General features: G+C 41.3%; 12 protein-coding genes. All 12 read left to right on the top strand.

All coding sequences use genetic code 11. The features are described from left to right. Positions 1–30: 30 nt before the first annotated feature. The 12 genes from Q7A53_RS15365 (at position 31) to Q7A53_RS15310 (ending at position 14,450) form a co-directional block, all read left to right on the top strand. A complete protein-coding gene (locus Q7A53_RS15365) occupies positions 31–1,794 on the top strand; it encodes a sensor histidine kinase (RefSeq protein WP_411790065.1) in 1,764 nt (587 codons plus the stop codon). Beyond that, complete coding sequence (locus Q7A53_RS15360; protein WP_411790064.1) at positions 1,784–3,334, top strand: response regulator transcription factor; 1,551 nt, start codon at positions 1,784–1,786, stop codon at positions 3,332–3,334. Before Q7A53_RS15365 ends, Q7A53_RS15360 begins: the two co-directional genes overlap by 11 nt. 24 nt (positions 3,335–3,358) lie before the next feature. Further along, positions 3,359–4,798: a glycoside hydrolase family 1 protein gene (locus Q7A53_RS15355; protein ID WP_411790063.1), complete on the top strand. Its 1,440-nt coding sequence runs from the start codon at positions 3,359–3,361 to the stop codon at positions 4,796–4,798. Between the two features lie 80 nt (positions 4,799–4,878). After that, the gene (locus tag Q7A53_RS15350) at positions 4,879–5,769 is read left to right on the top strand and encodes an ROK family protein (protein ID WP_411790062.1); all 891 of its coding nucleotides are present in this window, start codon (positions 4,879–4,881) and stop codon (positions 5,767–5,769) included. A gap of 136 nt (positions 5,770–5,905) precedes the next feature. Then, the gene (gene hutP / locus Q7A53_RS15345; RefSeq protein ID WP_411790061.1) at positions 5,906–6,343 is read left to right on the top strand and encodes a hut operon transcriptional regulator HutP; all 438 of its coding nucleotides are present in this window, start codon (positions 5,906–5,908) and stop codon (positions 6,341–6,343) included. Between the two features lie 128 nt (positions 6,344–6,471). Continuing rightward, on the top strand, positions 6,472–8,013 hold the full coding sequence (gene hutH, locus Q7A53_RS15340; protein WP_411790060.1) for a histidine ammonia-lyase: 1,542 nt from the start codon (positions 6,472–6,474) through the stop codon (positions 8,011–8,013). Then, the gene (hutU, locus tag Q7A53_RS15335) at positions 7,997–9,649 is read left to right on the top strand and encodes a urocanate hydratase (protein WP_411790059.1); all 1,653 of its coding nucleotides are present in this window, start codon (positions 7,997–7,999) and stop codon (positions 9,647–9,649) included. Before hutH ends, hutU begins: the two co-directional genes overlap by 17 nt. A gap of 22 nt (positions 9,650–9,671) precedes the next feature. Then, positions 9,672–10,967 carry an imidazolonepropionase gene (gene hutI / locus Q7A53_RS15330; protein WP_411790058.1) on the top strand — a complete coding sequence of 432 codons (1,296 nt, stop codon included), beginning with the start codon at positions 9,672–9,674 and terminating at the stop codon, positions 10,965–10,967. Continuing rightward, positions 10,924–11,865 (top strand): formimidoylglutamase, encoded by a 942-nt coding sequence (gene hutG / locus Q7A53_RS15325; protein ID WP_411790057.1) that lies wholly within the window; start codon positions 10,924–10,926, stop codon positions 11,863–11,865. The genes hutI and hutG overlap by 44 nt, the downstream gene beginning before the upstream one ends. A gap of 273 nt (positions 11,866–12,138) precedes the next feature. Beyond that, the gene (locus Q7A53_RS15320) at positions 12,139–12,963 is read left to right on the top strand and encodes a glutamine ABC transporter substrate-binding protein (protein WP_411790056.1); all 825 of its coding nucleotides are present in this window, start codon (positions 12,139–12,141) and stop codon (positions 12,961–12,963) included. Between the two features lie 105 nt (positions 12,964–13,068). Next, positions 13,069–13,725: an amino acid ABC transporter permease gene (locus Q7A53_RS15315; protein WP_411790113.1), complete on the top strand. Its 657-nt coding sequence runs from the start codon at positions 13,069–13,071 to the stop codon at positions 13,723–13,725. Positions 13,726–13,727: 2 nt separating this feature from the next. Further along, positions 13,728–14,450 (top strand): amino acid ABC transporter ATP-binding protein, encoded by a 723-nt coding sequence (locus tag Q7A53_RS15310; RefSeq protein ID WP_411790112.1) that lies wholly within the window; start codon positions 13,728–13,730, stop codon positions 14,448–14,450. Positions 14,451–14,602 lie beyond the last annotated feature (152 nt).

Raw genomic sequence — 14,602 nt, 5'->3', positions numbered from 1 at the left:
GCTGTATCACACATTAAAGGTGGATGCATCATGTTTCGAAGTTGGGGTCTGACAAAACAATTTGCAAGCGTTTTCTTCATATTGATTACATTGCCTACGATATTGTTTGCGAGTTTAATCTATTATCAAACAACGAAGATATTTAAGCAGCAGGCAGAAGAAAATACCATCGAGCTTCTGGAGAAAAATGAAGAAAGCTTAAAAGCAGTTATTCGAGGAATTGAAAGTATGTCGTCCTATATGATCTATGACGAAGATTTTCGTACTTTCTTCCAAACACCTGAGGATAAAATGGCTGCCCCCGAGTACAAAAAGGCAGAAGACGGAATTCGCGGCTACTTCACCTTTCAGATCACTTCTCAAAATTATATTGATTCCATTCTTTTAAGAGCGAAGGATGGTCATGAACTGAGGTTTGGTAATCCTGTAACAGGCAACGAAGAAGTCTTAAATCGCTCGGCTGAAGATCTTGAAGGCGGCATTTATTGGAGTGACGCTTATCAAATGTCGAGTGACTGGGATGGAGAGAAGAAGATAGTAAGTTTAACAAGAGTTATTAATAGTATGAATCATATTAATCAATCTATTGGAATGGTAAGAATACGATTAGATGAAAAAGACCTCTATCAATCATACTCTGCCGGTACATCTGCTAATCAAGGGGACTATTTTTTAATGTCAGAGAATGGTGAAGTGGTACTGGACAGTGAAGAATCCAAGGTTGGCCAGCCGTTCCCCAGCTCTAAAATTGTCAACTTAGTAGTAGATAATAACCAAGCATCAACAACTTATCACACTGATAACACCACATATTTAGTCGTGAAGAAGAAAATTGAAGGCACCAGATGGTACTCAGTAGCCATCGTTGATAAAGGAGAAGTGGTTCAAGAACTTTATAATGTTCGCAGTCTGATTGTGGCAATGATTCTGTTATTAGCAATCCTGGGTATTATCGCTTTTATTGGATTTTATTTTTCCAATATTAAGCGGATCATTGAATTAACAAATCAAACGGAACAGCTTGAAACGGGGGATTTTTCCGTAAATGTTCATGTGAACTCTAAGGATGAAATTGGAGAGCTGGGAAGTCGCTTTAATCGAATGGTTAAAACCATTCAAAGGCACATCGATACAGAATATAAATTGAAAATCCGTCAAAAGGAATCGGAATTAAAATCATTACAAAATCAAATGGATCCTCATTTTCTATACAACACGCTGGATATGATCCGCTGGACGGCCAGGTTAGAAAATGCGATGGAAACCGGTCAATTAATTGAGAGGCTTTCTAAAATTTTCCGGCTGAATTTAACGAAGGGGAAAACGTGGGTGAGGTTAGAAGACGAGCTCGATTACCTGCGAAATTACTTAGAGCTTCAGAAGAGCAGGTTAGGAGACAGACTACACTTTTCAATATTTTGTGAAGCTGGAATTGAAGAAGCTTTCATTCTTAATCAGCTTTTGCAGCCGATCGTGGAAAATAGTATCTTACATGGATTTAAAGATTTAGACCGAAAAGGCGTTATACAAATCAAATGCTATCAAACGGACCAATTGGTTTGGATCGATGTAATCGATAATGGTCACGGTGTGAAGGGTCAAGGGAAAACGTCAGGCAGTGGATTTGCTCTTAAAAACCTTCAAGAGAGAATGGACATTGCTTTCGGTGAAGGCTTTGGAATAGAAAATGTGGCTTATGATAAAGGTGCGTGGATTAGGGTGAAGCTGCCTCTCCAGCTGGAAACAGAAATGAAAATCATAGACAAAGAGCAAGGTGAAAATAATGACTCTTAAAATAATAATTGTCGATGATGAACCTATTATAAGACGCGGTCTAGCTGCCACTATCCCATGGGAGGAAAACCAAATCGAAGTGATGGAGACAGCGGAAGACGGTAAAGATGCTATTAAGAAAATCAGAGAATCCGAGGCCATTGATTTAGTGGTTACGGACGTACGGATGCCCAACATGGATGGTCTGGAGCTAGCTGGTTACCTAGCAGAAAATTATCCTAATATCAAAATCTTGATGATTAGTGGATATGATGACTTCAAGTATGCTCAGAGAGCACTAAAGCTGGGAGTGCAAGACTATTTGCTAAAACCGGTTGATATAGAAGAGCTGCTTCGTGTGGTCACTAAGATTAAAAATGAAACCACCATCGAGCGTAATGAAAGTGAAGAACTAAGAAAAACGCAAATAAATAATGCGATCTTTCATCAGATATGGAATTTTCCTGTAAAGGTTCCTCAAGAATTAAAACGATATGGCAAGGTATCGATTTACCCGTTCATAACCATGCTGAAAAAGTACGCCTCTGTAACTTATGGGCTGACAAAAGAAAGAATTCAACAGGTGAAACGAGATTGGAAGAATGACCTCGAAAGCAGAATCCTCCATGAAGGCTATGAGGTCACATCTGTATTTACCGGCGATAATATTTTATTAACTTGTATCATAGATCCAACGGGCACGCTCACTTCTAATCAGGTGAAAGCTTTCATACATCAATCTGAAAAAGATATAACGGGAATAATTTATCAAAGGCGAACCCAATTGGGTCAGTTATTTAGAGCGCACGCCGAACTCATTCAATCTATAAAGTATCTTCCATTAAAGGAAGATCGGAGTGTTACTTTATCCCAATCTGATGAGCCGATTAAAGAAGAAAAAGTTTATCCTTCCCAATTGGAGACAGATCTTTTAAACGCCTTTTTCCAATTAAATGATCTCCAAGTCAGGAATTTAACTAATCAATTGTTTGCTTATTTTAAAGAGAATCAATTTTTTTTAGAAGATGTAGTGAAGACGGGGCGTACCTTTTTTTCTAGTCTTATTCAACGTTATGAAAACCTGTTTCGGCAGGAACCAGTGTATCCAAGTCTAAATTTTAGAAAAGGAATCGATGTTTATCTATTCAATGATTATCAATTATTAAAGGAACTTTTTATAGAAGATTTAGACCTTCTGATTAAGGAGTTAAAGTTATCTCAAACTGAAAGTAATGATTGGTTAATTGAGAGAGCAGTAACTTACATCCACTCTTATTTCACCTCCGATGTTAAGGCTCATGAAGTAGCAAATGTGATTAATATATCACCTAATTATTTCAGTTCCTTATTTAAGCAGAAGACTGGCAAGAAATTTAACGAGTATGTTAATGAACTGAGAGTAAATAAAGCAAAATCATTGCTTGAAGAAACTCCATTTAAAGTAATTGAGATTGCGGAACAAGTTGGCTATCAAGAGTATAAATATTTTGTCAAAGTTTTCAAGAGATACACGGGGATGACGCCCACAAAGTATAGAAGACTTATGACCATAAAATCGTAGAAATGATAGAGGGAGAGATCATAGATGGAAAAGAAAACAATTCAGGTACCAGAAGACTTTATTATTGGAGCAGCTATTTCTGCATGGCAGTCAGAAGGATGGTCAGGTAAAAAAGAGTCTCAGGATTCTTTTCTAGATCTGTGGTATAAAAACAACAAACATGTATGGCATAACGGCTATGGACCAGCCGTTGCTACTGATTTCATCAATCGTTATAAAGAAGATATTGGCTACATGAAAGAAATTGGCCTGACTCATTTTAGAACCTCCATTAATTGGGCGCGTTTTTTAACAGACTATGAGAATGCAATTGTCGATGAAGATTACGCAAGCTACGTGGATGACATGATCAATGAACTAATTGAAAACGGTGTAGAACCTATGATTTGCTTAGAGCATTATGAAGTTCCAGCCGTATTATTTGAAGAACACGGGGGATGGGGATCTAAACACATCGTAGAACTTTACCTGAAATATGCGGAAAAGGTAATGGAACGGTATGGGGACCGTGTGAAGCATTGGTTTACATTTAACGAACCGGTTGTCGTTCAAACTCGTGTGTATTTAGATGCCATCCGTTACCCATTCGAGCAAAACACAAAAAAATGGATGCAGTGGAATTACAATAAAGGGTTAGCAACAGCTAAAGTTGTGAAGTTGTTTAAAGAAATGGAATTGAATGATAAATATAACGCTAAAATTGGAGTTATTTTAAATCCTGAAGTTACTTATCCAAGATCTTCAGCTGAACATGACCAACAAGCGGCACAAATGTATGATTTGTTTTTTAATCGAGTGTTTCTGGATCCGGCTATTAAAGGAGAGTATCCACAAGAATTGTTCGATGTAATGAATAAGCATGAAATTACATTCGAGTATACACATGAGGAGCTTCAGATCATTAAAGAGAATACAGTTGATTATGTCGGTTTAAATTTATACTTCCCCCATAGAGTAAAGGCGCGTACCTCTCTTTGGAATGACGAAGTTCCCTTTCATCCAGAATATTATTATGAGAAATTTGATCTGCCAGGTAAAAAGATGAATCCATACAGAGGATGGGAAATATACCCTGAGCTTATGTATGACATGGGAATCCGAATGAAAGAAGAATACGGAAATATTGAATGGTTTATTGCAGAGAATGGTATGGGGGTAGAGAACGAGAAGCGATTTAAGAACGAAGATGGAATTATACAAGATGACTATCGAATTGAATTCATTAGTGAACATTTAAAGTGGCTGATAAAAGCTGTGGAAGAGGGAGTAAATTGCAAAGGCTACATGCTATGGGCATTCTCCGATAATGTTTCTCCTATGAATGCATTTAAAAATCGCTATGGATTAGTAGAGATAGATTTAGAGAATGATAGAAATCGCTCATTAAAAAAATCAGCTTCGTGGTATAAGCAACTCATTCAATCGAAACAATTCGAAGCCTCAAGAGACGACATCTATAAATAAACTTAAAACCAGCAGAGGGGGGCAGGAGTGCTTCCCTCTTCATTTATTGAACTATTCATAAAGAAAGAAGAGGAGATTGTATGGAATCTTACATTGCCTTTGATTTTGGAGGAACCTATATAAAATGCGCTGTCATAGGAGAAAACGCTGACATAATAGAAAGCGAAAAAAAACCTACCCCTGATTCGCTTGGCGGTTTAGTGAAATTGATTGACCTTTACGTATCGAACCATCCTGACAGCTATGGAATAGCGGTGAGTTGTCCAGGAGCGGTTTCTGAAGATGGTTTTGTTTATGGGTCCAGCGCAATTCGGTATAACCATGGTCCTAATCTAAAGAATATCATTGAAACAAAAACCAATCTCCCTGTTCATATTGAAAACGATGCTAACTGTGCAGGGTATGCCGAAGTCTGGAAAGGAGCTGCGAGAGGAAAGGAAAATGCATTAGTGGTTGTGGTTGGTACCGGTATTGGCGGAGCAGTTATTAGAAATGGAGAAATTTACAAAGGAACTCATCTTCATGGAGGGGAATTCGGATTTATGCTGCTGACAGAGGATGTTCAAGATAGTAATGATGTATGGAGCCGTGTAGCTTCTACTCAAGCCATGGTACGAAAGGTTTGCCGCAAAAAAGGACTGGCAGCTAAAGAGCTAAATGGAGAACAAATATTTCGAATGGCTGAACAAGGAGATAGAGAATGCTTGCAGGCAATAGACGAATTCTATCATTTATTAGCGGTTGGAATTTATAACTTGCAGTACCTTCATGACCCGGAGGTTATTCTTATTGGCGGAGGGGTGAGTGCCCGCCCGGATTTAATTGAAAACATTAATAAAAAGGTAACTAAATTAGTAGATAAGATAGATTTAGCCAAAATCAAACCAATTCTAGCTCCCTGCCAATTTCACCATAACGCTAATTTGTTAGGGGCCGTTTATAGTTTTAAGGTGAGGAAACGGAGGAAATAATAATTGGTTCCTTTAACAGCTAAAGATGCAGAGACGCACTTCTAATAAAGATTGACACCTTTTAGAGAAAGCGGTTACAATTAAAGTAGTGACTAGTTATCAGAGAACTAAATTACAGTGATTTTAGGTGAAATTCATGACACAGAAGATTCAAATCGGAAAGCTCGCAATGCTTGTTGCATCGCTCACACCCGATGAATTAGAGCCATTTTCTCCTGCTTTAGAAGAGGTAAATTATTGTCAGGGGAAAGCAGGGTCCATGGAAATTCAAAAAGTGATTGCAGCAGTGGAAACCGCAGCGAAACGAAATGGAATTATTGCAGAAAACGTCTACCGCGAAACTCATTCCTTGTACCACGCGATTTTAGAATCGCTTGAAGGTGTTATGCGTGGACAGCTTGGTGTAGGGAATATGATGCGGACAGTGGGACTGCGTTTTGCTATCGTTCGCGGCACTCCTTACGAACATGCGAACGAAGGCGAGTGGATCGCGGTTGCCTTTTACGGAACAATTGGAGCTCCGGTAAAAGGTTTAGAGCATGAGACATTTGGACTGGGTATCAATCATATATAAACAGTATGGCGCCTATAGTCATAAGTTATGAGGAGGCGACAGTGGTATTTCTATGCCATTGTCGTCTCTTTTTTATGCATGGTCAGCGGCATGCAGAGTGCCTGCTTTGTAGGAAATGGGGGATTGAAATGGTTGAATTAAATGGTTGGGATTTAAATTTAGATGAAATGAAAAAGATTTGTTTCGAACAGGAGTCCGTTACGATCGCGGCAGAAAGTTTAGATAGAGTAAGAGAAAGCCGAAAAGTAGTAGAAGATATTGTCTTGCGTGGAGATCAGGTTTATGGCATAAATACCGGTTTTGGCAAATTCAGCGACGTGGCTATTGCGGATGGGGATGTGGATTTACTTCAGCTTCATTTAATACGTTCACATGCTTGCGGCATAGGTGATCCTTTTCCCGAAAAGGTTGGCCGTGCAATGGTAGTCTTACGGTTAAATGCTTTGTTAAAAGGATATTCGGGTGTTCGAGAAGTTCTCGTTCAAAGACTTGCCGAACTCGTCAATAGAGGCATTCATCCCGTAGTCCCTAGTCAAGGGTCGCTGGGGGCATCTGGAGATTTAGCACCGCTCTCGCACCTTGCTCTGGTGTTGATTGGCGAAGGAGAAGTCTATTACAAAGGAAAAAGAGAAAAAACAGAGAATGTGTATCATAGATTACAAATGAAACCTCTGCAGTTAAAAGCTAAAGAAGGGCTTGCGCTGATTAACGGGACGCAGGCCATGACAGCTATGGGGGTTATTAATTATCTAGAAGCCGAACAACTTGCCCAGGAAAGTCACTGGATTGCTTCCATGAGTTTAGAAGCTTTGGAAGGTATTATCGATGCCTTTCATCCAGCTATCCATGCAGCACGAGGTTATCCAGAGCAAATCGAATCTGCCGATACAATCCGCTCCATTACTCAAGGGAGCAAACTGATTACGCATCAAGGAGAAAAGAGAGTTCAGGATGCTTATTCGCTGCGCTGCATCCCGCAGGTTCACGGTGCTTCTATGCAAAGCTTAAATTATGTAAAAGAGAAGCTTCTTATTGAGATGAATGCGGCCACTGATAATCCTCTAATTCTTGAAAATGGGAGTGTTGTGGTTTCTGGCGGTAACTTTCATGGACAGCCGATCGCTCTTGCCATGGATTTCCTGAAAATAGGAGTGGCAGAGCTTGCCAACATATCGGAACGCAGAATTGAAAGGTTAGTCAATCCGCAGCTCAATGACTTGCCGGCATTTCTAAGTCCGAATCCCGGCTTACAGTCTGGAGCAATGATTATGCAGTATTCCGCAGCTTCCTTAGTTTCGGAAAATAAGACCCTTGCTCATCCCGCTAGCGTAGATTCCATTCCTTCTTCTGCTAACCAGGAGGACCATGTCAGTATGGGGACAATAGGGGCGCGTCACGCTTCGCAAATTATAGCGAATGCATACCGTGTTTTGGCCGTTGAACTCATTTGCTCCATGCAGGCACTGGAATATCGCGGCGTAGAAAAAGCAGCAGCAGCTACACAGAAACTGTTTTCCTCTGCACGCACCGTAGTGCCGTCAATCACCGAGGATCGCATTTTTTCTGAGGATATTGAACGGCTCGCCGAATGGCTGAAAGGGGATCATTTTGCTTGGAAAGAAATCAAGAAGTCTATAGAAGGAGGCACATACTATGTCGACCACGCGTAAATTACAAGCGAATCGCGGTACAAAGTTAGAATGTAAGGGATGGGAACAGGAAGCAGTGCTCCGTATGCTTCATAATAATTTGGATCCGCAAGTAGCAGAGAAACCAGAGGAATTAGTCGTTTATGGGGGCATAGGAAAAGCTGCAAGAAACTGGGAAGCTTTTGATGCCTTGGTCGCTACTTTAAAACGGCTGGAAAATGACGAAACCATGCTTGTTCAATCGGGAAAACCTGTCGGAGTCTTTAAAACGCATTCAGCAGCACCGCGTGTTTTACTTTCAAATTCTGTTCTTGTACCTAAATGGGCCAATTGGGACCACTTCCACGAATTAGACCGTAAAGGTTTGATGATGTATGGTCAGATGACTGCCGGCAGCTGGATTTACATCGGGTCTCAAGGAATATTACAAGGAACCTATGAAACTTTCGCCGCTCTCGCAGATAAGCATTTTCAAGGATCGCTTGCTGGAACCATTACCCTAACGGCAGGACTTGGAGGAATGGGCGGTGCTCAGCCGCTTGCTGTGACCATGAATGGCGGCGTTGTCATTACTGTAGAAGTAGATCCGGACCGCATCCAGAAGCGAATTGATTCCGGTTATTGTGACCGCATGACCACGTCTCTTGAAGAATCTCTTTCCTGGGCGCAGGAGGCGAAACAGAATGGAGAAGCTTTGTCGATCGGATTGTTAGGCAACGCGGCAGAAGTTCACCGTGAAATTTTGCATAGTGGAGTAAATATAGACGTAGTCACCGACCAAACTTCAGCACACGATCCACTTAATGGATATATTCCGGTTTCTTATACGTTAGAAGAAGCAGCAGACTTAAGGAAAAATGATTCCAAGCAATACGTTCAACTTGCCTCTGAATCTATGGCGTCTCATGTGGAGTCCATGCTGGAGTTTCAGAAACGCGGCTCGATTGTGTTTGATTATGGCAATAATATCCGCCAGGTGGCATTTGATCAAGGAGTCAAACATGCTTTCGATTTTCCTGGTTTTGTTCCGGCCTATATACGTCCATTGTTCTGTGAAGGAAAAGGACCATTTCGCTGGGTGGCTCTCTCTGGTGATGAAGAGGATATTTACCGTACAGATCGTTTAATTAAGGAACTCTTTCCGGAAAATGACAAGCTGCTGCGATGGATTGATATGGCTCAGGAAAAAGTTCAGTTTCAAGGACTTCCTTCCCGAATTTGCTGGCTTGGATACGGGGAACGGGCTAAAATGGGTCTTGCTATAAACGAACTAGTCAGGAATGGCGAACTTAAAGCCCCAGTTGTGATTGGACGCGATCATTTAGATTGCGGATCGGTGGCCTCTCCAAACCGAGAAACGGAAGCGATGAAGGATGGCAGTGATGCTGTTGGGGATTGGGCGGTACTGAATGCGATGATTAATACTGCAGCAGGTGGTTCCTGGATTTCCTTCCACCACGGCGGCGGAGTTGGAATGGGCTATTCGCTGCACGCAGGTATGGTGATTGTAGCTGATGGTACAGATCTTGCTAAAGAAAGACTAGAACGTGTATTAACGACGGATCCAGGTATGGGCATTATGCGGCACGCAGATGCAGGCTACGAGACAGCTCGTGAAATGGCTGAACAACATAATATTGATATTCCCATGAAATAAAACATAGAAAAGGTGGATTTCCATGTCATTTGATACAGTAATCCGAAATATCGGGCAGCTTATTCTGCCAGCATTATCTGAACAGCCCCTTAAAGGTGAACGAATGGGGCAATTAGAAGTGAAAGAAGGGGCAGCGCTAGCTATCGCTGAAGGAGAAATCAAATGGATCGGTTCGAATGAAGAGGCGGGAGCCATAGACGCTCAAGAGGTCTTGGATGCGAAGGGCAAAGTAGTTTCACCGGGATTAGTAGATCCACACACCCATCTGGTATTTGGCGGTTCTCGAGAAGAAGAAATGGCTTTAAAGCAAGCAGGTGTCCCTTACCTGGATATATTAAAACAGGGAGGCGGCATTTTATCGACAGTCAGATCAACCAGAAGCGAATCAGAAGAGGCGCTGTTTGAAAAAGCAAAGCGATCTGTGGAGCGGATTCTATCGTATGGAGTGACTACGATGGAAGCAAAAAGCGGATACGGCCTAAATAAAGAAACAGAACTAAAGCAGCTTCGAGTTGTAAAGCGGCTCAATCAAAGCGGTGTGCTAGATATTGTGCCCACTTTTTTAGGTCCGCACGCTATCCCGCCGGAATCTAAAGCAGATCCGGAGGCTTTTTTACAGGAGATGATTGACCTGCTGCCAGAAATAAAACAAGAGCAGCTTGCTGAATTCACAGATATCTTTTGTGAAACGGGTGTATTTACGATTGAGCAATCTCGAAAGTTTATGGAAGCATCTCATAAACTGGGGTTCCAGACCAAAATTCACGCTGACGAAATTGATCCATTAGGCGGAACGGAACTGGCATGTGAAACAGGCTCCATATCTGCTGATCATCTGGTAGCGGCATCCGATGAAGGTATTAAAGCTTTAGCCACATCTGATACAGTGGCAGTTCTTTTGCCAGGTACCACTTTTTACCTTGGGAAAGATACGTATGCGAATGCCCGTGCAATGATTGATTCCGGGGCATCGGTGGCGCTGGCAACCGATTTTAACCCGGGCAGCTGTGTTACAGAAAACCTTCAGCTGATCATGTCCCTTGCTGCGTTAAAATTAAAAATGACACCGGAAGAAATTTGGAATGCAGTAACAGTCAATTCAGCTCATGCGATCGGAAGAGGGAAAACAGCAGGAACCCTAAAAACGGGAAGCCAAGCGGATCTCGTGCTATGGGATGTTCCTAATTATAAATACATTCCTTACCATTATGGAGTAAACCATGCTTCCTTAGTGATGAAGGCTGGTCAGATTGTTTGGAAGCGAGGTGAAAGCCGTGTCTTTTCAGTATCTCAAACCACGGGGATCGACACGATTTAAGGATCGTTATACGACGAAAGCAGATGAAAATTTGACCAAATTTGAAACAGGAGACACTGGAGAGATAGGGATGATTGGGTTGCCCTCTTCCAAATCATCGATTTCATTTTCGATGGCCGCTGAAGCACCAAGTTCAATTCGCTCTGCTCTGGGGTCATTCAGTACGTATTCTGGTGATAAAGACGAGGATTATGCGGACATGAAATTACTGGATTATGGAGATGTGGCGGTCCATCCCACTTCACTCGAAGAGACCCTGCACCGATTGCAAGTGAGTGTGTCCGAAATGCTGGAAACCCGCGCTTGTGAAAGATATGTGGTGCTTGGTGGAGACCATGGAATTAGCTATCCATCGATATCTGCTTTTCATAAACACTACGGCCGTATCGGGGTCATTCAATGGGACGCGCATCATGATTTACGTAATCTAGAGGATGGGGGAAGGACGAATGGCACCCCATTCAGGAGTCTGCTTGAATCAGGAGTGCTTCAAGGGAGTAACCTTGTTCAGGTCGGCATACGTGATTTTTCAAATGCGAAAGCTTATGCAGATTATGCCAAAGAACAGGGAATTCATGTTTATACGATGGCAGATGTAGATAAAACGGGTCTGAATGATATTATTACTGCTGAAATCGAACGACTGAGCAAAGAGGTAGACATGATTTACTTGTCCGTTGATATGGATGCTGTGGACCAGGCGTTTGCTCCAGGGTGTCCGGCAGTCGGACCAGGAGGATTTACCAGTAGAGAATTATTAAACAGTATTTCCGTTGCGGCGAGTAAACCTAAAGTGAAAGCCATGGATATTGTTGAGATAGATCCTTCAAAGGATGTTCGTGATATTACCAGCAGATTGGCTGCTCACGTGATGCTGAGGTTTATGTATCAGTCATAAATAGGTATAAATTTTATGCCCTGCTTCCGATTTACGGAGGCAGGGCTATTTGCTTCTATCAAACTTTCACAATTATACTTTAAAGTGATAAATTAGAGCTAAATAGAGAAAATGTGACTAATTTCTCATATTTATTAGTAATCTAGTAATAATTGCTATTTTTTCAGGAAATAAAGCGGAATTCACTAAAATTGAGAGAATTCAGAATATTTATTATAGTAGCAAACTTTGAGATAATGAAAAGGAGACAACAAAAAAAGGGGGAAATAGAGAATGAAGAAAACGAAATTTGGATTTATTTTGTCTACTATTTTATTTATTATCCTGCTCGCAGGCTGTGGATCGAGTGATGATTCTTCCAGTGGCGACAGCGGTGACAGCAGTGGCGATTCAGATTCAGGCAGCAAATATACAGTTGCCACCGATAATAACTTTGTACCGTTTGAATCTATGAATGAAGATACTGGTAAAATGGAAGGATTTGATATGGATTTAATTCGTGCGATTGCTGACGAAGCTGGATTTGATATCGACATCCAATCCATGAAATTTGATGGTGTGGTAGCTGGAATGCAGTCCGATCGTTTCGACATCGGAATTGCAGGAATGACAATTACGGATAAACGTAAGGAAACGATTGACTTTTCTGATCCCTATTATGATGCAGGTCTTATCATAGCAGTTCAAGATGGAAATAATGATATAAAATCCGAAGATGATCTAGCAGGTAAGAAAGTGGGAACCCGCTCAGGGACAACCAGTGAGGATTACTTAGATAAGAATCATCCCGATGCCGAAGTTGTTACGTTCCCTGGTATTGTAGAGGCCTATATGGATTTGCAGTCCGGGCGTGTGGATGCCGTTATGTATGACGTACCTAACGTAAAATACTACGTAAATCACGATGCAAAAGGCAAATTGAAAACTGTGGGGGATGTGCTTCAGGGTGAACAATACGGAATCGCATTTCCAAAAGGTTCTGAATTAACTCCTGATGTAAACGATGCGCTTCAAACCCTTATCGATAATGGAAAGTATGATGATATCTATGAAAAATGGTTTGGTGAACGGAAATACGATACTAAGAAATCAGAGTAACAAATTCAACCTAATGTAAAGCGTAGCAAGGCAGTCCCTTGTTGCGCTTTTCAAATCAAACCATTAACAGATACCTACTACATGCACAAGGAGAGATAAGGGATGATGGAAGCAATAGCCAACTCTCACTATATCAGGGTCATGCCTTTTTTGTTAGAGGGTTTAAAATACACGTTATTAATTACGATTGTCGGATTAATTTTTGGATTTATACTAGGTGCCATCTTTGGACTTGCGCGCTTATCCAATAATAAACTTATTTATGGATTGGCGACTGTCTATGTGGAAGTTGTCAGAGGGACTCCTATTCTTGCCCAGATTCTTTTTATCTACTTCGGTTTGTCAGATTTATTAGAGCTGAACATAGATAAGATTACGGCGTCGATAATTGCAATTGCGATTAACGCAGGGGCTTACATTGCAGAGATCGTACGTGGTGCGGTGTACTCTATTGATAAAGGCCAGAATGAAGCTGGCCGCTCGATCGGCTTAACGAAAGCACAAACGATGCGGTATATTATTTGGCCGCAAGCCTTTAGGCGTATGATTCCCCCACTCGGCAACCAATTTGTTATCAGTCTTAAAGATACCACTCTTTTCTCTGTAATAGCTGTTGGAGAAATGCTTTATATGGGTCAGCAGTATTATGGGAAAACTTTTGCTGCATTTCAGGCATTAACCATGGTATGTATTATGTACCTCATCATTACCATTCCAACTTCTGTTTATTTGAGAAGAGTTGAAAGGAGACTGGATGTATAATGATGATTAGAGTAAATGATTTGCATAAATCTTTCGGTTCGAATGAAGTATTAAAAGGAATCGATTTAGAAGTTAAAGAACAAGAAGTGGTGTGTGTGATTGGACCCTCTGGCTCTGGTAAAAGCACCTTGCTTCGCTGTTTAAATCTTCTAGAAGAAGTTACGGGTGGAGACGTTTATATCGAAGGAGATAATTTAACAGATCCTAAAGTTAATATTAATGAAGTCCGGTCCAGAGTGGGGATGGTTTTTCAGCACTTTAACCTATTTCCTCACATGACCGTGCTTGAAAACATCACACTTGGTCCTAAAAAGATTAAAAAGATCAGTAAAAGTGAAGCGGAAAAAGCCGCTTTACCTTTGCTGGAAAAAGTAGGGCTGAGCGATAAAGCACATGTCTATCCTGAAAGTCTCTCGGGCGGTCAGAAACAAAGGGTAGCAATCGCGCGGTCTCTAGCCATGAACCCGAAGATAATGCTATTTGATGAGCCAACCTCAGCCCTTGACCCTGAACTAGTGGGGGATGTGTTGAAAGTAATGAAGGATCTGGCAAAAGAAGGAATGACGATGGTTGTAGTTACTCACGAGATGGGATTTGCTCGTGAAGTCGGTCATCGAGTAATCTTTATGGATGAAGGGATTGTCATGGAAGAAGATGTTCCCGATAATATTTTTTCCAACCCTCAGAACCCACGAACTCAGGAATTTTTAAGTAAAGTTTTATAATAGATGGAACCTCCTGCTAATGTTCAGCAGGAGGTTTTTCTGCTGAAAAAATTGATGGCTAGTTATTCCACTAAATCTCCCAATTGTTGAAGTCTCAGTTTCGAGATAGGGGGGCAGTGGATAAAAAGTCTCACTGGGTAATTATCATGATT

The sequence above is a fragment of the Halobacillus rhizosphaerae genome (genome assembly GCF_046719735.1).
In the GTDB taxonomy this organism is placed as follows: domain Bacteria; phylum Bacillota; class Bacilli; order Bacillales; family Halobacillaceae; genus Halobacillus_B; species Halobacillus_B rhizosphaerae.
This window is presented reverse-complemented; position numbering and strand designations above follow the sequence as displayed.

Excerpts from the sequence above, each read along its gene's own strand:
- hutI (WP_411790058.1), top strand. The coding sequence starts at position 9,672 with ATGTCATTTGATACAGTAATCCGAAATATCGGGCAGCTTATTCTGCCA.
- Q7A53_RS15310 (WP_411790112.1), top strand. The coding sequence starts at position 13,728 with ATGATTAGAGTAAATGATTTGCATAAATCTTTCGGTTCGAATGAAGTA.
- Q7A53_RS15320 (WP_411790056.1), top strand. The coding sequence starts at position 12,139 with ATGAAGAAAACGAAATTTGGATTTATTTTGTCTACTATTTTATTTATT.
- Q7A53_RS15315 (WP_411790113.1), top strand. The coding sequence starts at position 13,069 with ATGGAAGCAATAGCCAACTCTCACTATATCAGGGTCATGCCTTTTTTG.
- Q7A53_RS15355 (WP_411790063.1), top strand. The coding sequence starts at position 3,359 with ATGGAAAAGAAAACAATTCAGGTACCAGAAGACTTTATTATTGGAGCA.
- hutP (WP_411790061.1), top strand. The coding sequence starts at position 5,906 with ATGACACAGAAGATTCAAATCGGAAAGCTCGCAATGCTTGTTGCATCG.
- hutH (WP_411790060.1), top strand. The coding sequence starts at position 6,472 with ATGGTTGAATTAAATGGTTGGGATTTAAATTTAGATGAAATGAAAAAG.
- Q7A53_RS15365 (WP_411790065.1), top strand. The coding sequence starts at position 31 with ATGTTTCGAAGTTGGGGTCTGACAAAACAATTTGCAAGCGTTTTCTTC.
- Q7A53_RS15360 (WP_411790064.1), top strand. The coding sequence starts at position 1,784 with ATGACTCTTAAAATAATAATTGTCGATGATGAACCTATTATAAGACGC.
- Q7A53_RS15350 (WP_411790062.1), top strand. The coding sequence starts at position 4,879 with ATGGAATCTTACATTGCCTTTGATTTTGGAGGAACCTATATAAAATGC.
- hutU (WP_411790059.1), top strand. The coding sequence starts at position 7,997 with ATGTCGACCACGCGTAAATTACAAGCGAATCGCGGTACAAAGTTAGAA.